At 57.7% G+C, this 22897-nt stretch carries 24 protein-coding genes, 1 tRNA gene, 3 pseudogenes and 1 riboswitch; of the genes and pseudogenes, 14 read left to right on the top strand and 14 right to left on the bottom strand.

Annotation, left to right across the window (positions count from 1 at the left end):
• Positions 1-278: 278 nt before the first annotated feature.
• The 3 genes from MUN84_RS08330 to MUN84_RS08320 form a co-directional block, all read right to left on the bottom strand.
• Entirely contained in the window at positions 279-977 is a 699-nt protein-coding gene (locus tag MUN84_RS08330; protein ID WP_244697437.1) for a hypothetical protein, read from the bottom strand.
• Between the two features lie 105 nt (positions 978-1082).
• Entirely contained in the window at positions 1083-1598 is a 516-nt protein-coding gene (locus MUN84_RS08325; RefSeq protein WP_244697436.1) for a hypothetical protein, read from the bottom strand.
• A gap of 212 nt (positions 1599-1810) precedes the next feature.
• Positions 1811-1883: transfer RNA gene (locus tag MUN84_RS08320), tRNA-Gly, on the bottom strand.
• A gap of 123 nt (positions 1884-2006) precedes the next feature.
• Between MUN84_RS08320 and MUN84_RS08315 the strand changes: the two genes are divergently transcribed.
• From MUN84_RS08315 to MUN84_RS08305, 3 genes are all read left to right on the top strand, one after another.
• Positions 2007-2249 carry a hypothetical protein gene (locus tag MUN84_RS08315; RefSeq protein WP_244697435.1) on the top strand — a complete coding sequence of 81 codons (243 nt, stop codon included), beginning with the start codon at positions 2007-2009 and terminating at the stop codon, positions 2247-2249.
• 43 nt (positions 2250-2292) lie between these two features.
• Entirely contained in the window at positions 2293-2832 is a 540-nt protein-coding gene (locus MUN84_RS08310) for a GNAT family N-acetyltransferase (protein ID WP_244697434.1), read from the top strand.
• 154 nt (positions 2833-2986) lie between these two features.
• Positions 2987-4048: a hypothetical protein gene (locus MUN84_RS08305; protein ID WP_244697433.1), complete on the top strand. Its 1062-nt coding sequence runs from the start codon at positions 2987-2989 to the stop codon at positions 4046-4048.
• 160 nt (positions 4049-4208) lie between these two features.
• Here MUN84_RS08305 and MUN84_RS08300 read toward each other — a convergent pair.
• From MUN84_RS08300 to MUN84_RS08290, 3 genes and pseudogenes are all read right to left on the bottom strand, one after another.
• Positions 4209-6532: pseudogene (locus tag MUN84_RS08300) on the bottom strand (B12-binding domain-containing radical SAM protein).
• A gap of 171 nt (positions 6533-6703) precedes the next feature.
• Complete coding sequence (locus MUN84_RS08295) at positions 6704-7276, bottom strand: AraC family transcriptional regulator (RefSeq protein WP_244697432.1); 573 nt, start codon at positions 7274-7276, stop codon at positions 6704-6706.
• A complete protein-coding gene (locus tag MUN84_RS08290) occupies positions 7273-7626 on the bottom strand; it encodes a hypothetical protein (protein ID WP_244697431.1) in 354 nt (117 codons plus the stop codon). Before MUN84_RS08290 ends, MUN84_RS08295 begins: the two co-directional genes overlap by 4 nt.
• 226 nt (positions 7627-7852) lie before the next feature.
• Here MUN84_RS08290 and MUN84_RS08285 point away from each other — a divergent pair, with 226 nt between their 5' ends.
• Complete coding sequence (locus MUN84_RS08285) at positions 7853-8131, top strand: hypothetical protein (RefSeq protein ID WP_244697430.1); 279 nt, start codon at positions 7853-7855, stop codon at positions 8129-8131.
• A 120-nt stretch (positions 8132-8251) separates the two neighbouring features.
• Here the strand turns inward: MUN84_RS08285 and MUN84_RS08280 are convergent, their stop codons facing one another.
• From MUN84_RS08280 to MUN84_RS08270, 3 genes are read right to left on the bottom strand one after another with little or no spacing between them, the layout of a single operon-like run.
• Positions 8252-9340 (bottom strand): YncE family protein, encoded by a 1089-nt coding sequence (locus MUN84_RS08280; protein WP_244697427.1) that lies wholly within the window; start codon positions 9338-9340, stop codon positions 8252-8254.
• A gap of 28 nt (positions 9341-9368) precedes the next feature.
• Positions 9369-10847: a TonB-dependent receptor gene (locus tag MUN84_RS08275; RefSeq protein WP_244697426.1), complete on the bottom strand. Its 1479-nt coding sequence runs from the start codon at positions 10845-10847 to the stop codon at positions 9369-9371.
• Positions 10814-11329 carry a TonB-dependent receptor gene (locus MUN84_RS08270; protein WP_244697425.1) on the bottom strand — a complete coding sequence of 172 codons (516 nt, stop codon included), beginning with the start codon at positions 11327-11329 and terminating at the stop codon, positions 10814-10816. The genes MUN84_RS08275 and MUN84_RS08270 overlap by 34 nt, the downstream gene beginning before the upstream one ends.
• Positions 11330-11499: 170 nt before the next feature.
• A riboswitch (cobalamin riboswitch) is annotated at positions 11500-11719 on the bottom strand.
• Between the two features lie 100 nt (positions 11720-11819).
• On the opposite strand from MUN84_RS08270, the pseudogene MUN84_RS24480 reads away from it, so the two are divergent.
• Positions 11820-12466, top strand: a pseudogene (locus MUN84_RS24480) (DNA-3-methyladenine glycosylase).
• 181 nt (positions 12467-12647) lie between these two features.
• Here MUN84_RS24480 and MUN84_RS08255 read toward each other — a convergent pair.
• From MUN84_RS08255 to MUN84_RS08245, 3 genes are all read right to left on the bottom strand, one after another.
• Complete coding sequence (locus MUN84_RS08255) at positions 12648-13229, bottom strand: THUMP-like domain-containing protein (protein WP_244697420.1); 582 nt, start codon at positions 13227-13229, stop codon at positions 12648-12650.
• Positions 13169-13834, bottom strand: coding sequence for an RsmD family RNA methyltransferase (locus tag MUN84_RS08250; RefSeq protein ID WP_244697418.1), 666 nt, complete (start codon positions 13832-13834; stop codon positions 13169-13171). The genes MUN84_RS08255 and MUN84_RS08250 overlap by 61 nt, the downstream gene beginning before the upstream one ends.
• A 208-nt stretch (positions 13835-14042) precedes the next feature.
• Positions 14043-14663, bottom strand: a complete 621-nt coding sequence (locus tag MUN84_RS08245) for a hypothetical protein (RefSeq protein ID WP_244697417.1) — start codon at positions 14661-14663, stop codon at positions 14043-14045.
• A 144-nt stretch (positions 14664-14807) separates the two neighbouring features.
• On the opposite strand from MUN84_RS08245, the gene MUN84_RS08240 reads away from it, so the two are divergent.
• Together MUN84_RS08240 and ahcY are read left to right on the top strand one after the other, a co-directional pair.
• A complete protein-coding gene (locus MUN84_RS08240; RefSeq protein ID WP_244697415.1) occupies positions 14808-15569 on the top strand; it encodes a DUF4397 domain-containing protein in 762 nt (253 codons plus the stop codon).
• Positions 15570-15696: 127 nt separating this feature from the next.
• Positions 15697-17016: an adenosylhomocysteinase gene (gene ahcY, locus MUN84_RS08235; RefSeq protein WP_244697413.1), complete on the top strand. Its 1320-nt coding sequence runs from the start codon at positions 15697-15699 to the stop codon at positions 17014-17016.
• A 70-nt stretch (positions 17017-17086) separates the two neighbouring features.
• Here the strand turns inward: ahcY and MUN84_RS08230 are convergent, their stop codons facing one another.
• Both MUN84_RS08230 and MUN84_RS08225 read right to left on the bottom strand, forming a co-directional pair.
• Complete coding sequence (locus tag MUN84_RS08230; protein ID WP_244697411.1) at positions 17087-17455, bottom strand: hypothetical protein; 369 nt, start codon at positions 17453-17455, stop codon at positions 17087-17089.
• 153 nt (positions 17456-17608) lie between these two features.
• A pseudogene (locus tag MUN84_RS08225) lies at positions 17609-18483 on the bottom strand (SDR family NAD(P)-dependent oxidoreductase).
• Between the two features lie 265 nt (positions 18484-18748).
• Between MUN84_RS08225 and MUN84_RS08220 the strand changes: the two are divergent.
• The 7 genes from MUN84_RS08220 (at position 18749) to MUN84_RS08190 (ending at position 22894) form a co-directional block, all read left to right on the top strand.
• Entirely contained in the window at positions 18749-19513 is a 765-nt protein-coding gene (locus MUN84_RS08220; RefSeq protein WP_244697409.1) for a glycosyltransferase family 2 protein, read from the top strand.
• Positions 19510-20553: a glycosyltransferase family 9 protein gene (locus MUN84_RS08215; protein WP_244697408.1), complete on the top strand. Its 1044-nt coding sequence runs from the start codon at positions 19510-19512 to the stop codon at positions 20551-20553. The genes MUN84_RS08220 and MUN84_RS08215 overlap by 4 nt, the downstream gene beginning before the upstream one ends.
• Before the next feature lie 17 nt (positions 20554-20570).
• Positions 20571-21200 (top strand): hypothetical protein, encoded by a 630-nt coding sequence (locus MUN84_RS08210; protein ID WP_244697406.1) that lies wholly within the window; start codon positions 20571-20573, stop codon positions 21198-21200.
• Positions 21185-21550, top strand: a complete 366-nt coding sequence (locus tag MUN84_RS08205; RefSeq protein ID WP_244697405.1) for an O-antigen ligase family protein — start codon at positions 21185-21187, stop codon at positions 21548-21550. Before MUN84_RS08210 ends, MUN84_RS08205 begins: the two co-directional genes overlap by 16 nt.
• Positions 21547-21822 carry a hypothetical protein gene (locus MUN84_RS08200; RefSeq protein WP_244697403.1) on the top strand — a complete coding sequence of 92 codons (276 nt, stop codon included), beginning with the start codon at positions 21547-21549 and terminating at the stop codon, positions 21820-21822. The genes MUN84_RS08205 and MUN84_RS08200 overlap by 4 nt, the downstream gene beginning before the upstream one ends.
• 188 nt (positions 21823-22010) lie before the next feature.
• Complete coding sequence (locus tag MUN84_RS08195) at positions 22011-22583, top strand: sigma-70 family RNA polymerase sigma factor (protein WP_410780077.1); 573 nt, start codon at positions 22011-22013, stop codon at positions 22581-22583.
• 23 nt (positions 22584-22606) lie between these two features.
• On the top strand, positions 22607-22894 hold the full coding sequence (locus MUN84_RS08190) for a hypothetical protein (protein ID WP_188556018.1): 288 nt from the start codon (positions 22607-22609) through the stop codon (positions 22892-22894).
• Positions 22895-22897 lie beyond the last annotated feature (3 nt).

The raw sequence follows: 22897 nt of genomic DNA, 5'->3' as shown, positions 1-22897 counted from the left end.
TAAAAGGTATAATATAGGTGGCTGTCCGCAATAACAGGTGGTAAGTGTGTTAGGAGACGTAATAGTTCAATGCTGGTGAATATCCTTTGTATAGGGCATCACAGTATTTTGGCTCAACCACTAACGCCTTCTGTCAATAACTTTTACCTAGGCCGCAATGAGAAATGAGTAGAAATCGGCCGACTGGAAAAGGCTGCTAAGTCGTTTTTTACTTAACTAAAACTTAATTCTTGCACTCATAAACTCAATTTGCAATGTTATTAGCAGCCATAAAGTCTTTAACTGCCAAAACCTTTGATTAATAATTCGTTAGGCATGTCTCTATAGCCTTGAACGCATCCACAGGTGCAAGGCCGACTGTGAAAAGATATTCCCGAGCCGTGGAGTTTCCCGGCACGAAGGGCATTGTTAAGGGCACCAACTGCTTCACTAAACATATCAATACTAGGCGCATTTGGTCTTTGCCGTTTAGGGTTGTCAATAACTATTTTTTTCAGATAAGGAAGAATCCTAACGCTTCCTCCGACATTTCTCAGTACAGCATGTTGCCTAAAGGCGAAGCGGTCATATTGACTAGACAATTCATCCATTGAATTGAACCACCGCTCATTAGAAGGGGTAGTGGCAGTCCAGCGTATGGGGTTATCTTTTGTCACCCAAATTGTTGGGGCCCAATCTTGTTCTAGTATTTCTAGGTCAAAGCACAGTAATACAGGGCCATATTTATTGTAACTGCTGCTCCTTTCATGAATGTCGCACGAATCAAAAAACAAGTCGTACCAAATACCAAGCTTTCTGTCAAGTCTATCCGACGACTGAGAAGTTTGGTCGAGTTCTCTTTCATGGGCTGATCCGCGAGCCAAGAGGTGGCCTGTTCGGAAGAAGGTACATGCTGTACGAACAGTATTAGCATGATATAAATATTCTACGCCCTTCTCACGCATCAACGCTACCACTTCTTTGCTTGGCAGTTCCATTAGCTTAAATTCTAGTTGTAATATTGAACGCCCTAATATCCAGATTGTTAGGCAGGGAATTAGTATGATTTAAAGGCTATTACTTAGGGCTATAAACTAGAAAACTTACAAGTCGCTGATTGCCTTTTGCATTGCGGCTTTTCGGTTCTCAACCCTATCCATTTTAGAACGAGCAATTTGTGGCTTGCTTACAATTGTGAGTGTAAGGACTGGTTCTTTGGACCCCTCTTCCTTTTTTACCTCTGCACTCATTTTTACTCGTTCTCCATTCCATTCAGCTTCATTCACTCCTTCATAAGGACGCTTTCCAGTCCCATAGGCCGCATATAGAGTTTCCGAGAAGCTAATGATATTCTCGCGTCCCTTAACAGTTACAGTAATAACTGCTAATGCGTCTTTGTAGAAAGTATACTGAATCTTGTCTAATGAGGCTGTTCCCACTTTTAACACATCAGTAGTACGGGTATAGCATTTAACACCAGCTTCAGAGCTCCCGCAGTATTCGTCAACTAAATGGCCGAATGAACTGACATTGCTTTCGAGCTTTGCGTCTTTGAAACCGTTCTTTTCATCCAGCTTAGCAATTGAGCCCTGAGCCAACGTAGGTAGATAAAAACTCAATGAGAAGAGGATAGTGAGAGTAGTGCGAGTTACGAGGCCTAGCATCCGAAATTAGTCTTAGAGGTATTTTAACCCGGCGCTGTGTTAGAGCCCGAGCTTGTCAGTTGTAAAGCTAAGCACGACATATGTAGCTATCCACCTGTTTAAACCAACGTTTAAACCAAAAGCAAAACAGCCACCCGTCTCTAAAGACAAGTGGCTGATTTACAATGAGCGGGAAACGAGGCTCGAACTCGCGACCCTCAGCTTGGGAAGCTGATGCTCTACCAACTGAGCTACTCCCGCGTGGTAAAGCAAAAGTACGCGGGGAAAATCAAATTCCAACTGCCTGCGTATCCTTCAGCTCCCTCCATTTGGTATTGTTTTTATTAGCGGCGCCCGGGCGCCGGATTCAACTGCTGCTTGCTTATGTCCTGGCCTCTTCCGCCTACTACCCGCCGCCTGGTTGGCTGGCTGTTCCTGATTGCTGGCTTTTTGCTGCTACTTGGTGTTGGCCTACGGCTCGGGGTGGTCTACTACGAATATGAGCGGCTGGGCCCGGATGTCCTGAGTTCAGGTCGGATTGTGATAAGCCTGACGATGCTGGTAGCGGCTGTAATGATGCTGCGCTACGGCTGGCGCGAACGGCGCGGCAACGATACCGTGGATTAGGAGCCTTACCTTTGCCGCTCTTCTTTGATCTGGTTTCCCTATTATGACCTCTCCGCTCCGTATTCTGGTAGCCAAGCGCAATGCGGCTACGGCTGCCCAATTAGCTGAGCTAGGCCAGCGCCTGTTTCATGAAACGTACGTGGCCCACAATACCCCCGAGGATATGGCAGCTTACGAGGCCGCTACCTTCGGCCCGGAGCAGCAATTACGTGAGCTACAGGACCCTGATACCGTTTTTCTGTTGGCTCAGCTGGTGCAGGAAGTCGTAGGCTACGCGAAGCTGAAGCTGCACTCAACCCTGGGCCTCGACCCTGAGAAAACACCCGAAGACCGGTTGGAAGTTGAGCGGTTGTACGTGAGCGAGGATTGGATTAGTACGGGGCTGGGCGCGGCCCTTATGCGCCGCGCTATTGAGGAGGCTCGTCAGCAAGGAAGCCGGGCCGTTGTGCTGGGAGTTTGGGAGAAAAATACCCGGGCCCTGGAGTTCTACCGCCGCTTCGGGTTCCGACAGATTGGCACTCACCTGTTTACGGTAGGCTCCGACGAGCAGACCGACCTGATTCTGCGTAAAGGATTACAGTAAACAGTGCCTGTATTCGCTCTTGCGTGGGGTTCAAGGTAGAGAAGAGTTGTCCCGCCTATCTTCTAACCATGTCCGCGTACCTTTAGCTTGTCGTCTACCTATCCTGCTTCCGTTGAAACTACTACGGCCTGTTTGTTCTCTTGCCTCTGCTGCGGTGTGGAGCCTTCCGCTGCTGCTGGCCGCGTGCTCCAGTGATGCGGGCGGAAACGAACAAGCCCAAGTGTCGCTGCCCACCGGCCACTACGAGGGGCCGGTTAGCTACCAGGGCAGCGAGTTGCGGGTAAGCCTAGATTTGCGCGAAGTTGCTCCGGGTAAGCTCCAGGCCGATATAAGCTTTCCGCAGCTGCCAGGGCTGGAGTTTGAAGCTGGCCGTCTGGCATACCAGGAGCCGCAGTTGCGGCTGGAGCAACAAGCCGGGCAAGCAGGCGGCATAAGTATTCAGGCCGTGCGAGAAGGCGACTTTCTGCGCGGTTTGTTGACTATAGACAGTGTGCGGGCTGATTTTGTCTGGGTGCGCCGGGGCGAGGCGGCCCCGCGGGGCTTCCGGGAGCAGGGCCTGACTGTTCGTTACGCCGGCCGCGCCCAGGCTGCGCGCCTCCTCCTCCCCGACGATACCCTGCGGCTACATCCTGCCATAGCACTGCTGGCCGTACCCCGCACGCAGGCCGCTGCCCAAACCCGAGCAGCTTACCTGGCCCGCCGCGGCTTCGTTACCCTGGTCCTAACCGCTCCGGCCCCGACTGATGCCGCAGACTCCAGCGCGTATTATGCCACGGCGGCGGCTTTAAGCACGTTGCGCCACCAGGCTGCGGTTGATTCCGGGCGGGTAGGGTGCTGGGGCCGCGGCTCCGTGGGGCCGCAGGTAGCCGGGGCCGCCGCCCGCGCCCGGCCGGCCGCTGCTTTTGTTGTCTTGGAATCGGTGGCGGCCGCTACCCGTGACGAAGCCAGCCATTACCAACCGCTCAGCCAGCAGCGCATTCCGGTGCTGGCGCTGTACGCCGGCCTCGATACAAGCGTGAACGTGCGCGAAAGTGCCCGACGCTTGCGCCTCGTACTTGGAAATCGTCGCGGAACGCAGATTCGCACGTATCCGCAAGCCGCCGCCGACTTTGTTCAGCCCGGCCGCTTAAGCGCCGATGGTCAGTGGCAGTGGCCCAAGCCAGCGGCCGGTTACTGGGAAGGCCTCACTGAATGGCTGCGTGAAGTCACAAAGTAGTTTTGACAAGTAGAATCCTCGGGGTTCGGTGTCGAAGGAAATGACTCTACTTATTCGGCAGTTAGGCTGCGTTAGTCAAGAATAAGCACGGCTAAGCCCCACTCAAGGCCTGCAAAAGGCTGCACGCTTAGTTATCGCCGGCAAGCTTTGAGGTGCCTTATTACAGTACCAATAACCCCTTTTCGCGCAGCAGCTGCCAACCCGGTGACAACAGAAACTGCTCCCAAGGTTGGCTGGCTGCGGCGGGGTAGGAGGTAGCCGCGTCTTTCAGCAGAATCTTGGTATCGTAGTCGGTAGCCAGGGTAGTGAGCAGCTCGAGTAACCAAGGGCCCAGTACTGCCGGTACGGTTACCTCAAAATCCTCGGCCTGTTCGTAGAAAGTCAGAATGGCCCGCTGTCCTTTTTTGGCCGGCTCATACCGCAGCTCCGGCGCATTGCCTAGCCAAAATAGGCGGTTGTTGGGCCGGGCGCCGTCGGGTTTGGCGGGCTCCTGCAGGGCCTGCTGAATCAGGTGGCGCGGCACGGTGGGCTTCGGTGTCCGGAAGTCAAACCAGAAGCTAAGCGGCTCGGTCAGGGCTACCCCGTGCAGGTAGTTGTACAAGGCCTTGGCCAGGCCCGGCCCGAAGGCCTCGTGGTCGGTGCCGGTGGGGTCTTCGTGCCACAGGTCGTTCCAGGCAAAGGCACCTTGCTCCGGTCCAATAGCTGCTACCTTATACTTCGCCGGGTTTTTACCCACGGGCGAGTGAGCCGTCATGGAGAAGCGGTGCCAGTAGCCACTCTGCACGATGCCTGCCTGAAACAGCTGCCGCACCACTTCCAGGGAGTCCACAGTTTCCTGGGTGGTTTGGGTTGGGAAGCCGTACATGAGGTAGGCGTGCACCATAATGCCCGCCTGCGTGAAGCCATCCGTCACGCGGGCCACTTGGGCAATGGTCACACCCTTCTCCATGAGAGCCAGCAGGCGGTCCGAAGCCACCTCTAGGCCCCGCTCACGGCTATGCAGCCGCTGGCGGCCAGGAGGCGACACAGGTCGGGGGTAAAGGTCTTTTCGAAGCGAATGTTGCCCCACCACGTAATGCTTACGCGCCGCTTGAGTAGCTCAATGGCTAAGTCGCGCAGGGCCAGGGGCGGGGCCGCCTCATCCACAAAATGGAAGCCGGTTTGGCCAGTCTGGGCAATGATTTGCTCGATTCGGTCCACGAGTAGGGTGCTCGGGGCGGTTTCGTAGCGCGAGATGTAGTCCAGGGTTACGTCGCAGAAAGAGCAGCGCTTCCAGTAGCAGCCGTGGGCTACTGTCAGCTTGTTCCAGCGTCCGTCGCTCCAGAGCCGGTGCATGGGATTGAGCACCTCGATTACGGAGAGATACTCCGTGAGTGGTAAATCGGAATAGTCGGGCGTGCCTACTTCAGGGTGGGGTACATCCGGAAATGGCTGATTGATGTATTCCACTTCGCCCGCCACATTCCGCAGGAAAGTGCGCTGAAATGGTAAATTTTGCGCTTCCACCGCGCCTTGCAGCACGGAGTGCACCATCTCAACCGCTGCCGCGCTACTGCCACTACCTACTCCCGTGGCGAGATATTCCGCCTCAACTGCTGCCTGATGCTCCACGAACTCAGCAGCCCTATTGCCCTTACCCAGCCATTCCAGTAGCCGCAGCCAGGGCCCTTCGCCGTCGTCCAGGGTCAGGAAGTCGATGTAGTCGAAGAAGCGCGGCTCGCGCAGATTGCGTAACTCGGTGTTGGGGTAGCCGCCGCCCATCAGCGTTTTAGTAGCCGGACTGATCTGCTTAACACGACCCGCCAAGCGTAGGGCCCCGTACAAGTTGCCCGGAAACGGCACCGTAAAACCCACCACATTGGGCTGTACCCGCGCTACTAACTCATCCAGCAGCTCCACTAGCATCTGGTCGAGCAGGTTGGGAGCCGCTTGCAGAGCCTCGTGCAATCCGTCGAAGGAGGTAGCCGACATGGCTAGCTTTTCGGCGTAGCGCGAAAAGCCAAACTGGGGCCCCACCGTTTCCTTGATTAGGTCGCCGAGGTCTTCTAGGTAGAGGGTGGCTAGGTGGCGGGCCTGGTCGGTGAGGCCCATGGTACCGAAAGCTGTTTCCAGGTCGGCAATATTGTCGAAGCGGCTGGCTTCGGGCAAGAACCGCGAGTGGCAAATGCGCGGGGCCAGCGTGTTGTCCTTGTTTTGCAGGAAGCGAATGACCGGCCCGATGGTGCTCAGGTAGCTCTGCTTCAGGCGCAGCATGCGACGGGCGTTGTCGGTGAGCGAGTAAGCGCCAGCCTCAATTTCGGCGAATACCCGGCCCAAGCCCTCTTTCGAGAACAGCTTCAGCACCAGCTCTAGCCCCAGGTCGGCCTGAGTTACCTGGTAGCCGCGCCCGCCCAGAAAACCCTTGAGGTAGGCCGTAGCCGGGTAGGGCGTGTTGAGCTGGGTGAGCGGCGGGGTAATGAGCAGGATGCGAAGCGAAGCGGACACGGCAGCACGGGGTCAGAAGCGGACAACAAAGATACGATGCCAGAGGTGCCCGTAACCGCCTTCACCCTACCCCTAGTTCCGGAGAGGTAATGCTACAAAAGCGCAGGCCGCTCCTTTTTCCCTGATAGGAAAAGTGAGCGGCCTGCACTTTTGCTTGTGCCTGGAGGTAGCCTACGCCAGCTGATCCAGCGAGAGACGCTTGGGCATCAAGTCGCGGCGGAATTCACTGACGGAACGGCCGGTTACCTGACGGAATTGATTGCTTAGATGCTGCCCGGAGCTGTAACGCATCTGCTCAGCAATTTCGCTGAGGGTCATTTCATTATAGCTCAGCATTTCCTTTACCCGTTCAATTTTCAGGCGGATCAGGTATTTCTCAATGGTGAGGTTGGCCGTGCGCGAGAATACCTTGCTCAGGTGAGAGTAGGTAGCCGCAAACCGGTCGGTGAGGAAGGCCGAGGTAGTTAGGGGCATGCGGGCAGTGCGCAAATGCTCCAGGTACTCTACCAGGGCGCTTTTGATTTGCTCGGTTAGCTGATCGGCGCGGCCCATCAGCACATCGAAACCCGCCTCGCGCAGCATGGGCGCCACGGAAGCCGGATCAGCCGGCGTGCTTTGATCAAGTTGCGCCTGGCCCAGCGTTACGTCGGTAGGATGGTAGCCAGCTTGTTCGAGAAGGCTGCGCACGGCTTCGATGCAACGTGGGCAAACCATGTTCTTGATGTGGAGAAGCGTCGTTTTCACGGATGTTGGGTTGAGTTCAGCCGCGTTGCGGTCCGCGTGGGTTTACGAGTAGTAGCCGCCTTTGGATTAGGCCGAGGGCGCCGCGTGGGTTCCGTCGGCGCTTCGGCCCATTCCTGACCAAACCAGTTGGCAGCCGCCCAGTTTACAAAGGGCACTACACCCAGGAACGTTACGGCCAGTAGCCAGAAAAATACGAAAAAAGCACTGAACAGCCGGCCAAAGAAGTGGTCCTGCACCCCAAACAAATAGCCTACCAGCGCCAGCGCCAGTAGAAAGCTAATTCCCGCCAGCATGGCGGCCCGCCGCAGGAGGGGAGTAGAGGCAAAAGCAGGAAGCGTTGGACGGGTCATGGCAGCGGCAAAAGGTAGACAAAGATACACGTCCGTCCTATTCAGTAGCCAGTAGCGGCCGGCGTAGGGTAGCCGTCAGGTGTAACAACAAGACATGGGAGAGGCGGGTTTTGGCGGTGGAACAAGGGTAGCAAGCGTAGGAAATACTCATACGCAAAAACTAGTGGCTCGGTCAGCCGTACAGGCCAAAATAGTATACGTCTTACTTCTCTTCCTAACCTGACCCATGAAAACCGCTGCTTTCCTCCGTGCAATGGCCGCTGCTGTGCTGCTCACTACTTCCCTCACTGCCTGTAATACCGGCGACAAAGCCGGGGATACCAACGTTGAGCGCAGCGAGGCTAAGGATCCGGGAATGGATACCAACATGCCCAGCCAAAACCCCGGTGCCGACTCCGCTACCTCGGGCACAGACCGAAATACCAAGAAAACCCCCACGGGCCGCGAGGTGTACGAAGATGGCGCCAACCGCAAAGACAGAAACAACGACGGCCTCGCCGACTAAGCTCAGGCCATTCTGAAGCCCTTAAACACAACAGCGCCGGCTCTCCTTGAGGAGGCCCGGCGCTGTTGTATTGGGTAGAATCCGTCTGCTAGAACTCTCGGTTAAGAGCCCAGAGCCAGGTTAGTAGAACACGAATCCGTTGGGGCCGATGCCGACCGTGAACGAGTCAATGGCGGCACCGGTGCTGCGGTAGCGGATTACCTTATCGGCGGCCGTGAAGGAGCCGATGCCGCCGTAAATCGTATTATCCTGCGGATCAACGCCGAGCCCGTAAAAGCTGCGCCGGATAAGCGGGGTAGTCGGCAGCTTGTCGTCGCCGATGGCCAGGGTGTACACGCCGCCCCGGTAAACGTAGTACAGCTGGTCGCGGCGACCATTAATGGTCAGGCGGCCCGGGGAGCTGGTATTGACCTCCACTTCCCGGGTTTTGGCCGTGAGTTGGCCGGGCGTAATCTGCGAGAGGCTGCCCTTGGTAGTGCGGGTAAAGTCGATGGTGTAGTTGGGGTTATATACCACCTTGCCTCCGCTCAGCACCCATACGTTGTTGTTGCGGTCCACCACCACGCTGTTCGGCGAGTCGCCTACCGGAATAGTGCCTTCCACGGCATCGGTGGTAGTGTTGATGACGGTAACGGTGTTTTCGCCGCTGTTGGTCACGTAAAGGCGGTTGCCAACTACGGCTAGCCGCTCGGGCTGGATGCCCACCGGAATGGTTTTGGTAACCGTGTTGGTCTTCAGGTTGATAACCGAAACCTGACCAGCGCTACCATACGCCACCGTTTCGGTAACGTACCCTTTCTCAGCGGAAGCGGCCGCGAAGTAACGGGGCAGTTTCAGGCTGCTGATGGTTGCTTTCGAGCGGAAGCTAGCCAGCGAGACGACCTCCAGCTTGTTGCTGTTGTTGACCACAATGTAGCCCAGCGAGTCCTGAATGGCCATGCTTTGGGCCACGTCGCCCAAGGCGCGTTTGTTGACGGTAGTAAACAGCAGAGGGTTCTTGATGGAGTTGCTCTCCTTGCTGAACAGGCTGATGTCAGAGTTCGACCGCAGGAAGTTTCCCTCGTTTACCACGAATACGCTCTTGGTAATGATTGGCGCTTCCGTGGGCGTTGGGTCGTTGTTGGGGTCGCAGGCCAGCAGGCTCAGCGTGGCGGCACTACCCAGCAGCATCCGGCTAGGTAAGCTGCTGAGGGCGGAAAATGGCTTCATAAAAAGGAGTTAAGGAAAAGATGACGGGTTAGTGCCACAGCACGCGCAGGCTCAGGGCCCCGTGCCGCAGGGGCATGGCGCGATTCTGGTAGCTCTGGTAGCTGCGGTTGGTGAGGTTGTAGCCCTGGGCCAGCACCAGCAGTTTCCAGCTTGGGCCCACGGCCAGCGTGCGGCCCGCAGTGGCGTTTAGCAGCAGGTAGGAGGGCAAAAAGCTGGTAGCCGAGGCATCGGTATAGCGGTAGCCAGTGAAGGTGAGCGTGGTGGTAAGCTGCCAGCCCCGCCACTGCTGATCGGCACTCAGGGCGGCCGTGTGCAGGGGCACGAACGGTAGTTGCCGGCCCACGGGGTCGGAGTCGGAGGCCGCACCCTGGGTTTTCTGCGAGTGGGTGAAGGCGTAAGAAGCCCGAGCTGCCAGCTGATAGGCTCCCGGCTGCCAGCTAAGCTGACTGCTGGCCTCCAGGCCCTGGGCCCGCACCTGCCGCAGGTTGCGCGGCGACCAGTACGAGGCGCCCGGCGTCCATTGCACCCAGTTGTCTACCAGCTGGTGGTAGGCCGTGAGTTCGGTTTGTAGGCGCAAGTGAGCTGCTGGCTTGGATAGCGTGTGCACTACCCCGCCTTCGTAGCCAAACCCTTGTTCGGGTAGCAGATTGGGGTTGCCGCCGGGGCGCCAGTATCGCTCGTTGAGGGTAGGGGCGCGGTAGCTGCGAGAGGCGCTGGCTTTCAGGCTGAGCGCTTGGGCGCCCAGTTGCACTACTTCCCATTCTGCCCCGGCCGTGGGCGTGAGTGGGGGCTGCTGGCCCGGCAATACGGCCTGGCGCACATTCAGGGACAAGCGCAGGCGGGACCGCGGGTCGTAGCGGAGCAGGGCAAAGCCGGAAAAGCGGTTTTCGGTGCGGGGCTGAGTGCCGTAGCCATCTACCTGGGCCGCAAAGTGCTGGGCCTCGGCCCCTACCCGTAAGGAGGCGTTAGGTGCGAAGGTCCAGGTATGCTCGGCTTGGGCCTGGGTAGTGCGCACCGTTGATTCGCTCAGGCCGCTCACGTCGTCGCGGTAGTTGATGACGTCCTCAAACCAGGCCACCCGGCCGGCCCACTCGTGGCGGGTGCTTACGTGGCGGTAACCGGCCATGAGGCGGCGACTTTGGTCCCGCTCCTGGGCGTTAGTATTATTGGTGCCAATGCCAGGCTGAATCTGGCGGTCGGCGTCGGTCAGCCATGCGGCGGCCGTTAGCTCCCCATGCTGCCCCAGGCGCAGGGTTAGGTCTTGGGTGAAGCTGGCTTGCTGCAGGGCCGCGTTTTCCTGCTCCCGGCGGACACGCCCGGTGGCTACCTGCTCGAAGTACGGGAAGTTATTGTCGGCCTGGCGGTAGAGCAAACTGGTGCGCACGGCTAGCTTCTCGTTGCTGAACCCCACTTCCAAGGTGCCGGCTCGCAGCCCAAAGCTGCCTGCTTCTACCTGCCCCACGGCCCGCCAGCCTACTCCCCAACGTACCGGCGAGGAAAGCAACACTGTGCCCCCACGGCTCCGTTGCCATAGGTGGCGCTGGCTGGCCCCGGCTGAATATCTACTTGCGTAGCGCCAGCAGTCGGCAGCAAGGCAAAGTCGGCTTCGCCTAGGGAAGGCAGGTTGATGTTGAAACCGTTCCAGAGCACCGCCGTGTGCCGGGCCGAGGTGCCCCGCATGGTAATGGACGCGAGTTGCCCGGGCCCGTAATTCTTGAGGTACAGGGCCGTGCGGGCGCTCAACACCTCTGCTAGCGTGCTGGTGCGGTAGTTGGCCAGCGCCAATGAATCTAGGGTGAGCCGGCGGCTTCCTACGGCAAATCGGTCGGGCCGAACGCCCGCCACGCGCACGGTAGGCAAACGCTGGGTGCGCGCCGTGTCAGGAGGTAAGGCCGATTGGGCCGCCAGGGGCTGCGCCACGGCCAGCAGGCTCGCGCAGCCGAGGAATGGGCCTAGCTGCTTTAGGGGCAGCCACTTCAGAAAATGCATCTTCCGAACCAAATTTTCGCAATCGAAAAATTCAGTTCAAAACCCCAGGGTTGCGCGGGCAGCAAAGCCACTCGCGGCTTCCTCGGAGCCGAGGCCGAAAACAGACGAAAATCTAGCCGCGCTGAAACGCCGCCACTGCATTCATTCTCCGCCCTTCCTCCGCAGGCGCTGAACATGGGAAATGCAGAGGCAGGTCTCCTGGCTTGCTCCGGGCGCGTCGCCTTCCCATTTCGGCGGCTTTCCAAGGAAAGTGCCTGTGAAACAGTGGCCGGTGATGACGCGCCGACTCGTGAAGCGTACAGTTGCGGGGACAGCTCCGGAATTAAACCGGATTCCCTTTTCAGCCTCGCCCCCAATCGGGGTCCGGCCACCTCTACGCTGCAAAGGTAACAGCAAAGTCAGAAAGAAGCTAGGAGAGCAATCAGATCAGCTGGGCCAGTAAAGAGAAGCTATTGGGTAGAGGACAAGAAAGCTCGGCTTTGTAACCTTTATGCAAACAGCCGGTACCACTAGCTCCTCCCTACCCAGTTATCCAGTCATGAAGCTGACCGCTGAGTTTTATCGTCGCCCCGATCCTGTGCTTATTGCCCGCGAAATGCTCGGTAAATATCTATTCACGCGCATTAACGGGGTGCTTACCGGCGGCCGCATCGTGGAAACAGAAGCCTACGCCCATATCAACGACCAAGCCTGCCACTCTCACCTGGGCCGCTACACAGCGCGCACCCGCGTGATGTACGAACCTGGCGGCGTGGCCTACACCTACCTGATCTACGGGCGTTACGTCCTTTTCAACATCATTACCAACGAAGCCGGTAAAGCCGACGCCGTACTGATTCGGGGCTGGAGCCTACGGAAGGCATTCCGGAAATGCTACTGCGCCGGGGCATGACGGAGGTACGCCGCAACCTCACGGGCGGCCCCGGCCTGCTCACCCAAGCCCTCGGCCTTACCACTGCTCACTACAGCCTGCCCGTAACCGGCGACGTCGTTTGGCTGGAAGACCGCGGCGACGTAGTGCCCGAGGACAGCATTGTGGCCTCGCCCCGAGTAGGCATCGACTACGCCGGCGAAGATGCCACTCTACCCTGGCGCTTCCGCCTCAAAGGCAACCCCTGGACTAGCCCGGCACGGTGAGTGAGTTGAAGTAGCATAACAACAGCCCGTCATCCTGAGCGCCGCGAAGGACCTTGTCACGCAGGAATAATGAACGTAACAACGTCTCGTTCTTGCGTGACAAGGTCCTTCGCGGCGCTCAGGATGACGGGCTTTTTCAAACTCACTAGGTCACCAACTCACCATTTCACTCATTTACCGCTTAGAGCTTCTCGCAGACCAGGACCATAAGTTTGCCTTCCAGATTGGTGGTAGCAAATAGGTACAGGTCGCCGCCCTCGCGGATGCCGGTGCGGTGGCGGAACTCGGCCACGGTATCGGGGAAGTTGCGGGTAGTGACGTGGGCGCGGGCCTCGGGGCCGAGGTGGGTGCGCAGGGCCTGGCCGTCGTATTTCTCCACCGCCTTGATGCGGAAGATGCGGCCGGGAAACTCCGGGCGCAGTACATCAGAAGTGTAGAGGTGGCTGTGCTGGTGCAGCTTGAGCATCTCGTAGGCCGTCCCGATGCTGCGGAACGCGCCGGCCTTGAGTACGGCCACGTTGGGTTCATACAGGTACTGCTGCGGCTCGGCGTAGCGGGCAATGGCGCGGGCTTCGCGCGCCCGGTTCAGCCGAAACTCCTGCTGCTGCCCGTTGCGTAGCAGGTTCACGGTGTAGCGTTCTGGGTCTACGGCTGGCTCTGGGCTTAGCTCGTATAGTACCTCCTTGCACTCATTGTCCACGGCTAGTACCCACAGCCGCCGCACGTGGCGCAGCTCCTGAATGGCCTGCTCAATGTCGAGCATGGGGAGGTTTTGAGCAGTACGCTCCGACCCTTGTGCAGGAGCAGGGGCATAATGCGCAGTACGTCCGGCTCGCAGTCTTGGAGGCGGAAAATCTTTTTGGCGGCCGTGTCCCGGCGGGCGGGGTCCAGGTACAGCCAGTCGAACGTATCGGGCGTGTTGCGCAGGAAATGTACGGCGTCCTCGGCGTGGCACTGCACGTTCTGAATACCTAGCTGCGCCAAATTATACCGCACCACATCGGCCAAAGCCGCGTTGCGCTCCACGTAGTGCACCTCGGCTACGCTAGCGGCAAAGTGGGCGGAGTCTACCCCGAAACCACCCGTGAGGTCAGCGAGGCGCTGGCCTTGCACCAGGGAGGCCTTGAACGCGGCCGTACGAGCCGAAGAGGCTTGCTCAACCGAGAGAGTAGGCGGAAAAATTAGGTCGGGGTTTTCAGCCCAAGTTGGGAGCTTGGTGCGGGCTTTCTGGCGGGCCTGAATCTGCCGGACTAGGTCCGGAACGGGGAGGCCGGGGTAGCGGCGGGCCTGCAACGCAAGCTGGGCGGGGTCGTCGTGCAAATGCTCCGCAACGTATTGCCGAGCCGCTGCCGGCAAGGGGTATTCCATGTAGGCTTCCTACGAAAATAGAGCCGGCCCGGACGCGCAGCGCCCGCACCAACCCCGAACAACAGATACTCAAACGTAAGCAGGATTCTGGCAATGCCGAACGGCCCGACGCTACGTTAGGAAGGGTACTAGTGAAAACAACCATTCCGGACCAGACATTGCCACGGAGGCAACACCTAATCCGGAATGGTTGTAAACGTGAAGCAGACTAGCGCAGGTTCCAGGTCAGAGCCACCATTGGGCGACCGGTACGGCTGGCGGCCAAGCCCACGGCGCTGGGCCGCAGCTGAACAGACCCCGTACGCGCGGCTGGCAGTCCGGCGTTGTTAGCTTCCACGGCCCGCTGAAAGTGGGAATTCGTGTTGCGGGAAATAAAGATGTTGCTGAGCAAGCTGGCTATGGCCACGCCGGCCGCTACCTGCTGCGTGCCATTGAAATACTGCTGCTTCTCATCCAGAGCCAGTACCTGCTGGCTGTAGAGGCCTACTGCTCCAACAAACGTGGCGCGTTCAGCTAAGTACAGCCACTTCTGCCGGCGGTAGCGGTTCAAGTTGTCTAGGGCTTCCTCGTTGCCAGCAAGGTAGGGGCGCAGGCGTTGCCCAAAGAAGCCGGCATTCTGATATTCGCCTTCTGTAGTACCCAGGCCCGTGGTAAAGAAGAAGTTCTTCTGCACCCCATTAAAGCCCCGCGCCTTGTCCTCCGGGCTTAGGCGAATAATGGTGTTGGCCTGTTGCGCCTGGGCCGTTAGGCTCAGCCCTAGGGCGCAGGAGGCAGCAAGCACGGAGCGGCGCAGGGCGCCGGAAAAGCGAGTTGGAAACAGCTGATGCATGAGTACAAATCTAGAGTACAATCATTCAGGGACCTAAGCGCTTTGGCGAGAAAAAAGTGCAATTCATCGAGGGAAATTTCGTGCTCCACTCAACAAAAGCCCAAGGCCCTTCGTTCTGACGGTCAGTTCACTAATTTGCTCTCTATGAAAACGCTGACTTCCTTCCTGCGTCCGGCCTTACTCCTGGCTACCTTGCCGGCGGCACTTACTTTCTCGGCCTGCTCCGATGACGACGATAACAACGTGGCAACTCCCGACCAAGGCAACGTTCTGATTTCTCACGCCGCGGCCTCGTCTAACGTGCAGGTAACCGCCCTGGCCGATGACAAGCAGATAGGACAGCTCAACTATGGCCAGAGCAGCGGCTACCTGAAAGTGAATGCGGGCACGCCCACCCTAAAAATCAATAACGGCAGCCAAACGGTTGTTACGCAGGGGGTAACGGTTGCCAAAGACCAGAATTACTCAGTGTTCGTGTACTCGCCGACTGCCACGATTGGTAGCGCGGCCCTGTTGCCGGTTTCTGATGATCTGTCGGCGCCGGCTGCCAACCAGGCCAAAGTTCGGTTGGTGCATTTGGCCGTAGGGGCGCCCTCTCCCGTTCGGCTCAGCGTGCCGTCACCGGTGCCCGGCGGCGCGGCCACTGACCTTACCACGGATGTCGCCTTTGGTGCAGCGTCTGGCTTTGTGGCGGTTAATGCTGCCTCGCTTGGCTTGAGCGTTACTGCTGCTGGCACGGGCACGACCCGCACGCAAGTGCTGGCCGTAGGCGATGGTAGCGGCTCCGGAACGGGTACCAAGAACTTTGAAGCCGGCAAAATTTACACCATTGTAGTGCGAGGCATTTCTGGGGCTGGGGTGCCAGCGGCTCAGCAAGCGCAGGCTGTCATCATCCAGAATAACTAAGCCACATTTACTGCCAGCTAAGCAAGGCCTGCTCCAATTAGGGGTGGGCTTTGTTGCTTTCGGGCCTACTAACAATTTGGCTATCTTTGTGGTTGAAAAGCGACAACGCATTCCAGCTACTACCATCATGGTTGATACCAAGACCACGGCTTACGTTCCGTACAAAGTAAAAGACATGTCTCTGGCCGAATGGGGCCGGAAAGAAATCCGCTTAGCCGAAGCCGAAATGCCCGGCCTGATGGCTCTGCGCGAGGAGTACGGCAACAGCAAGCCCTTGCAAGGTGCGCGTATTGCTGGCTGCCTGCACATGACCATTCAAACGGCCGTGCTGATTGAAACGCTGATTGCGCTGGGTGCCGACGTAACGTGGTCTTCCTGCAATATCTTCTCTACCCAGGATCATGCCGCCGCTGCTATTGCGGCCGCTGGCATTCCGGTATATGCCTGGAAAGGCATGAACGAGGAGGAGTTCAACTGGTGCATCGAGCAGACCCTGTTCTTTGGTGAGGAGCGTCAGCCCCTGAATATGATTCTGGACGACGGCGGCGACCTGACCAACATGGTGCTGGACCAGTTCCCGGAGCTAGCCGCGGGCATCAAAGGCCTGTCAGAAGAAACCACCACGGGCGTGCTGCGCCTCCTGGACCGGGTGAAAAACGGCACCCTGCCCATGCCCGCCTTCAACATCAACGACTCGGTTACCAAGTCGAAGTTCGATAACAAGTACGGCTGCAAAGAGTCGGCTGTGGATGCTATCCGCCGCGCTACTGACGTGATGATGGCCGGCAAGATTGCCGTGGTAGCTGGGTACGGCGACGTAGGAAAAGGTACGGCTGCCTCGCTGCGCGGCGCTGGTGCCCGCGTGATTGTAACCGAAATTGACCCCATCTGTGCCCTGCAGGCTGCCATGGACGGCTACGCAGTGAAGAAGATGGAAAACGCCATCAAAGAGGCCGACATCGTGGTAACGGCCACCGGCAACTGCGACATTATCACGGAGCAGCATTTCCGCGCCCTTAAGGATAAAGCCATTGTCTGCAACATCGGGCACTTCGACGATGAAATTGACATGGCCTGGCTGAACAAGAACTACGGCCACACCAAGGACACGGTGAAGCCTCAGGTAGACTTGTACAATATTGAAGGCAAAGAGGTAATCATCCTTGCTGAAGGTCGCCTCGTAAACCTGGGCTGCGCTACCGGTCACCCGTCGTTCGTAATGTCGAACTCGTTCACGAACCAGACGCTGGCCCAGCTGGAACTGTGGCAGAACGCCGACCAGTACGAAAATAAAGTGTACACCCTGCCCAAGCACCTCGATGAGAAGGTAGCTCGCCTGCACCTCGCCAAAATCGGCGTAGAGCTGGATGAGCTAAAGCCCAAGCAGGCGGACTACATCAACGTACCCGTGGAAGGCCCGTTCAAGTCGGACTTGTACCGCTACTAAGAGGTAGTTATTTCATGTGAAAAGCCCCGCTTCTGTGAAAGGAGCGGGGCTTTTTTGTGCCGACAGTTTATCAGTGGACGTTGTTGAGGCGGCCAGCGTATTCTTCAGAACTTGTGTATATACCTGCTCCCAGCAATTTCCACTCATGTAGCAGATGGATTTGGTAAGTGAGGCCCGTGTTGCTGGTGTTTACAATGCCGCCCAAATGCTTCCACTCGTGGCCCAGCATAAGGCCGGATATAGTAGTGTATAAGCCTAGCGCCCGCAGGGTAGAATCAGTGCGTAGGGCTACTACCCGAAGGTGAAGCGTGTTGTTGGCGTTAAGCGGGACAGTGGCGTTAGTGCTCCAATTGCCGATGGCTTCGCGGGCCCCGTCAGGTGACAGTAGGTTTTTAGCCTGCCTCGTGCTTTCCGACGAGCTTCCTCTAAAGGCCGTCAAACTAAGTAGGAAGAGTAGAGCCAGGCCTACCCCGATTTCTCGCCGGAGTACCTTGAATACCCGTACCCAAGCGTAGATAATCAACACTAAAAGCACAATATTCAGGCAAGTCCAGGCTAACGCTACCATTTCGACGCGGTATAAGGTAGAAGCTCAATCTAGAAAGAAGTTACGCTTTACCAGCCGCTCCGATTCTTGCCAGAGCTGCTGAGCGTTGGCCGGCGTGTTGAAAGGGTGCTTCACCGCCTCGGCCTTCTTCTTGATGTAGAACCCGCCACTCACCTGCCCGACTTCTGGGGCGGTTGCTAGGTAGAGGGTGGTTTCGGCGCCCTTTTGGGGCGAAATCATGAAAGGGCGCAATAGGGAGGTAGCCTTAGCCAGCCAACCTTTGGCATTAGAGCCGAAATTGCTGGCTATTACGCCGGGGTGTAAGCTGTTGGTAACTACGTTGGTAATGTTTCGTTCGCGCAGTTGTCGGGCCAGCTCCTGCGTGAACATAATGTTGTAGAGCTTCGTGTTGCCGTATTGTTGCAAAGGGCTGTAGCTGCGTTCTTGGCCTAAATCGTTGAGGCGGGGCTGGGCCATCTTGTAAGCCATAGAGGCCACGTTGATGATGCGCGCCGCGGGGCTCAGGAGCAGCTTGTCTAGCAGCAAAGCGGTTAGTAAAAATGGGCCGAGGTGGTTGGTGACCAGGGTCATTTCCAGCCCATCGACGGAAACCTGGCGAGGCTTGCCAAACAGCAACCCCGCATTATTTACCAGTAGGTCGAGCTGGGGTAGCGTTGGTTGAACTCGGCGGCTGCCCGCTGAATCTGGCTAATGTCGGCTAGGTCGCAAAGCAGCACATCTACTCGGTGCCCCAGGCCCACTGCATCTTGGATTTGTTGCCGGGTGCGGGCGGCTTTTTCGGCGCTACGGGCTAGCAGCACTACGTGGTAACCTTGTTGGGCCAGTTCCAGGGCAGTTACCTCACCAATACCAGAAGTGGCGCCCGTAACCAGGGCAATGGGCTGCACAGCTGTGGCCATACGAAGGAAGTGAGTGAGCTCCTCTATACGCAAATCTGCTCGTAAAGAGGTAAGAATTACGCAACTATCGGCTACGCACCGCTAGGGGCTGCACGTCTGCTGCATGGCATTCTCGAAGCTGCGCCCAAATAGAGCCCCGTAGCGAAACCTCCGGTAAGTCGAGTATCTAGAGGCAGGCTAGGGTAGGGGTACTTGGCGTACGAATGTCATGCGTGCTTCCGGCTCCGACTTGTAGCCTGTACAAATTGCGGATATTTGCGCCGCTATGCCCACCGTTCTCTTGTCCGTCGTCATCATTACCTATAACGAAGAGCGCAACATTGGCCGCTGCCTGGACGCTGTGCGTGCCATAGCCGACGACATTGTGGTGGTTGACAGCTTCTCGACGGATGCTACCGTTGCCATCTGCCAGGAGCATGGGGTCCGGGTAGTGCAGCACGCCTTCGAGGGCTACGTGCAACAGAAAAACTTTGCCACCGCGCAAGCCTACCACGACTACGTCCTGCAGCTAGATGCCGACGAAGTGCTGACGGATGAGCTACGCCAAAGCATTCAGGCGGCCAAGCAGAACTGGCAGGGGGGCGGCTACACTTTGGCCCGCTTAACCAACTACTGCGGCTCCTGGGTGCGCCACGGCGGTTGGTACCCCGACCGTAAGCTCCGGCTCTACGACCGGCGCCGGGGCCAGTGGGAGGGGCTCTTATTACATGAGCGATACGAACTGCAGCCCGGTCAGCCCGCGCCGCTACCCCTCACCGGCGACGCCTTGCACTATTCCTACGATTCCGTGGAGCAGCACGTCAGCCAACTCAACCGCTTCACCAGCATTGCGGCCGATGAGCTGTGGCTGCGGGGCCGACGGCGGGTGTCCTGGTTTCATCTGCTGCTCAAGCCCTGGTGGAAGTTCACCCATGGCTACTTCCTGCGACTAGGGTTTCTGGATGGGTTTGCGGGGCTAAGCATTGCCGTTATTTCTGCCTGGGGCGTATTTCTGAAATTTGCCAAGCTGAAAACGAAAGAAGCTGCATGACCACCTTTCTCCTCAGCCGCACCGATGCCATCGGCGACGTGGTACTTACCCTACCCGTAGCCGGTCGGCTAAAACAGCTTTTTCCGGACTGCCGAGTAGTGTTGCTAGGCCGCACCTACACCCAAGCCGTAGCCGAAGCGTGCCCCTGGATAGATGGGTTTCTCAACTTCGATGAGTTGCTGAAGCTGTCAACACCTGAGCAGGTAGTCACGCTGCAAGCTCAGCAGGCCGACGTTATTCTGCACGTTTTCCCGAATAAGCACTTGGCTCGCTTGGCCCGGCAGGCTCGTATTCCGGTGCGCGTTGGCACCCGCAACCGGTGGTTTCACTGGCTGACTTGTAACCGGCTGGTAGCCCTGAGCCGCAAGAACTCGCTCCTGCACGAAGCCCAACTAAACTTGCAACTGCTGGAGCCGCTACTCCAAACTGCGGCTTCCCTACCCCTGGCGGAGGTAGCACCCTTGGTCCGGTTGGTTTCCACGGTTGCCGTGAAGCCCGCCCATCAGGAACTATTGACCGCCCGCCGCCCCGGCCAGCTCAACATCATCCTGCACCCCCGCAGCCGGGGTAGCGCCCGTGAGTGGGGGCTGGCGCATTTCGGTAATCTGGCGCGCCTACTGCACCAAGCCGGCCACCGGGTATTTGTGACCGGCACGGCCGCTGAAGGAGAGGAACTGCGCGAATGGCTAGCGGAACACCGGTCCTACCTTGCCGCGGAGCTTACGGGCCAACTTAGTTTGCCGGAATTACTAGCCTTCATTGGGGCCTCCGATGGGTTGGTAGCCGGTAGCACGGGGCCGCTGCACGTAGCGGCAGCGTTAGGCCGTTATGCTCTGGGGCTGTACCCGCCTATTCGGCCCATGCATCCTGGCCGCTGGGCACCGCTGGGCCAGCACGCGGAGTACCTCGTTTTCGACCGGCCCGATTGCCAAGATTGCCGAACTCAGCCTGCCGCCTGTAGCTGTATTAAGGCGTTGGAGCCGGTGGAGGCGCTGGCCCGTATTCAGCAGTGGCAGCCTTTGCCGTCTGCGGCTTTCTGACCTACTTGCCTCCTCGAATGAGCCCGCTAACTACCCCTACAACTACCCTAGAGCCTGTGTGGCAGGCGTGGTGGCGCTCCGGCCGCCTGTCGCAGTACCTGCTGCTGCTGGCCTGTGTAGCTGGAGTAGTTGGGCTGCTGACTTCCCGCGCCCTAATAGCGCTCAGCCCAGTAGTAGGCGTATTAGCTGCTCTTGCCAACCCAGGAATTGCTCGTCAGGTACCTAGTTGGCTACGGTTGCGCACCGTGTGGGGGCCCGCCGCCCTGTACGGACTCCTATTGCTAAGCGCCCTCTACACCCAAGATTGGCCTACGTGGCGGCACGAGGCATTTCGGTTATTGCCGTGGCTGGGTGTGCCGCTGGCTTTTGGGCTGGCCGTACCTCTGAGTGGCCGCCAGCGCTGCGGAGTTGGAGTGCTCTATGTCGTCGGAGTGGCACTGGTGGGAGCGGCTACGGTAGGGCAGTACCTGCTAGATCCTACTGCTGCCAACATTGCCTTTGGTTCGGGCCAGAGCATGCCGTCCATCACCCGCATCTTCCACATTCACTTTGGGTTAATGCTGGCACTGGCAACTTTTTTTGGTCTGTCGTTGCGGCGCGAGCCTGTTGCTACTTCTCTGTTGCGAGGGCGTTGCTGCTGGCCGTAGCTATCTGCGTGCTGACCTTGCACGTGTTAGCCTACCGGACGGGCCTGATGGCGCTTTACGGCATGCTCCTGATCGACGCGCTACTACTGCTTTTGGTGCGGCGGCGGTGGTGGCTGGGCGGAGCGCTGCTCGTGGCTTTAGTAGCGGGGCCGTGGCTGGCGTATCAGTCCTTGGAGTCTGTGCGGCAGCGGGTAGAAGCCACCAGCTACGACATCGAGCAGTTTGAGCGCAACAACGATATCAACGAGTATTCCTGGTCGCGGCGGCTGGCAGCTTGGCAAACTGCTACCATTGTAGCCCGCCAGCACCCGTGGCTGGGGTTGGGCCGGCCGATGCCTACCGAGCCATGATGGAGCAGTACGACTGGCAGAACCACGGCCTGCGGCCAGAAAACCGCGTCATGATTCACAACCAGTATCTGCACCAACTGGTAGGGGCGGAATTGTGGGGCTGCTGCTCTGGCTACTCGTGTTATTCGGGCCTCTTGTGCAACCCGCACAGCGGCGTAACCCGTACGTGTATCGGTTCCTGCTGCTACAAGCGCTGGCCATGTCCGCTGATTCGCTGCTCGAATTACAAACCAGCTTCAACCTGTTCGTATTCCTGTATGGATTTCTGGTAGTGGCTACGGAACGAAGAAACAGCACCCCCAAAACCTTCCTTTCCGCGGATGGTATAAGTTCTACATTTGTCTAACGGCGGTATTTTTCCAATATTCAGCCGAATTTTTTTTGTGTCCATGAGCGACTCCCCGAACGAGTACCAAAACTGAGTAAAGAGGAAAAAGACCGGCGTTTTCAGGCCGAACTGATGCCTGTGCTCGATTCTCTGTACAACTTCGCCTTCCGCCTTACCCTCGATGAAGATGATGCAAATGACCTTGTGCAGGAAACTTATCTGAAAGCATATCGCTTCTTTGAGTACTTCGAGCAAGGAACAAACGCCAAAGCGTGGCTGTTTCGCATCCTGAAAAATTCGTTCATCAACGATTTTCGCAAAAAAAGTAAGCAGCCTGCCAAGGTTGATTACAGCGAAATCGAAGGGTACTACAACTCGGAAGATGTGGAGGCCGATGGCGACGCCGGCAGCACCTCAACCGACATGCGGCAGCAAGCCGTGCGTGACCTCATCGGCGACGAGGTGGCTAGCGCACTCAACTCGCTACCCGTGGATTTCCGTACCGTCATTATCCTCTGCGACCTGGAAGGGTTCACCTACGAGGAAATGGCCAAGGTGCTGGATATCCCCATCGGAACGGTGCGCTCTCGTTTGCACCGGGCACGCAATTTCTTGAAAGATAAACTCGAACGTTACGCTAAGTCAATGGGTTATGGCTCGGAAGGCGAAGGTGACGACGAATTGATTAGCGACGAAAACGAATAACTCCCTCCTGTTAGGTCCCCGTTATGGAAACCACTTCTACAAAGCAAACCAACCAAAGCGCGGTGCCCACCAACGGCCCCGACTGTGAACGCGTGAACACAATTCTTGACCAGATTATCGTCGGGCATGAGCCCACGGCGGAGGATGAGGATTACTTCATCAACCACGCCGAAGATTGTTCCCCGTGCTTTGACAGCATTGAGAAGCAACACATTTTCGTGGATTTCCTCGCCCAGCATGTTGGCCGGAAAGGAGCGCCTTCTTCTTTGTCAAACTCAATTCTTGCGAGAGTTAAAGCAGAAATGGCCTAATTT

The organism is Hymenobacter sp. 5516J-16, assembly GCF_022919335.1.
In the GTDB taxonomy this organism is placed as follows: domain Bacteria; phylum Bacteroidota; class Bacteroidia; order Cytophagales; family Hymenobacteraceae; genus Hymenobacter; species Hymenobacter sublimis.
The sequence above is the reverse complement of the archived record's forward strand: the minus strand, read 5'-3'. Positions and strand labels throughout refer to the sequence as shown.

Coding starts and splice junctions, on each gene's coding strand:
- MUN84_RS08330 (WP_244697437.1), bottom strand. CDS start 977: ATGGAACTGCCAAGCAAAGAAGTGGTAGCGTTGATGCGTGAGAAGGGC.
- MUN84_RS08315 (WP_244697435.1), top strand. CDS start 2,007: ATGTCCTGGCCTCTTCCGCCTACTACCCGCCGCCTGGTTGGCTGGCTG.
- MUN84_RS08310 (WP_244697434.1), top strand. CDS start 2,293: ATGACCTCTCCGCTCCGTATTCTGGTAGCCAAGCGCAATGCGGCTACG.
- MUN84_RS08290 (WP_244697431.1), bottom strand. CDS start 7,626: ATGACCCGTCCAACGCTTCCTGCTTTTGCCTCTACTCCCCTCCTGCGG.
- MUN84_RS08285 (WP_244697430.1), top strand. CDS start 7,853: ATGAAAACCGCTGCTTTCCTCCGTGCAATGGCCGCTGCTGTGCTGCTC.
- MUN84_RS08280 (WP_244697427.1), bottom strand. CDS start 9,340: ATGAAGCCATTTTCCGCCCTCAGCAGCTTACCTAGCCGGATGCTGCTG.
- MUN84_RS08270 (WP_244697425.1), bottom strand. CDS start 11,329: ATGCATTTTCTGAAGTGGCTGCCCCTAAAGCAGCTAGGCCCATTCCTC.
- MUN84_RS08255 (WP_244697420.1), bottom strand. CDS start 13,229: ATGCTCGACATTGAGCAGGCCATTCAGGAGCTGCGCCACGTGCGGCGG.
- MUN84_RS08250 (WP_244697418.1), bottom strand. CDS start 13,834: ATGGAATACCCCTTGCCGGCAGCGGCTCGGCAATACGTTGCGGAGCAT.
- MUN84_RS08245 (WP_244697417.1), bottom strand. CDS start 14,663: ATGCATCAGCTGTTTCCAACTCGCTTTTCCGGCGCCCTGCGCCGCTCC.
- MUN84_RS08240 (WP_244697415.1), top strand. CDS start 14,808: ATGAAAACGCTGACTTCCTTCCTGCGTCCGGCCTTACTCCTGGCTACC.
- ahcY (WP_244697413.1), top strand. CDS start 15,697: ATGGTTGATACCAAGACCACGGCTTACGTTCCGTACAAAGTAAAAGAC.
- MUN84_RS08220 (WP_244697409.1), top strand. CDS start 18,749: ATGCCCACCGTTCTCTTGTCCGTCGTCATCATTACCTATAACGAAGAG.
- MUN84_RS08215 (WP_244697408.1), top strand. CDS start 19,510: ATGACCACCTTTCTCCTCAGCCGCACCGATGCCATCGGCGACGTGGTA.
- MUN84_RS08210 (WP_244697406.1), top strand. CDS start 20,571: ATGAGCCCGCTAACTACCCCTACAACTACCCTAGAGCCTGTGTGGCAG.
- MUN84_RS08200 (WP_244697403.1), top strand. CDS start 21,547: ATGATGGAGCAGTACGACTGGCAGAACCACGGCCTGCGGCCAGAAAAC.
- MUN84_RS08195 (WP_410780077.1), top strand. CDS start 22,011: ATGCCTGTGCTCGATTCTCTGTACAACTTCGCCTTCCGCCTTACCCTC.
- MUN84_RS08190 (WP_188556018.1), top strand. CDS start 22,607: ATGGAAACCACTTCTACAAAGCAAACCAACCAAAGCGCGGTGCCCACC.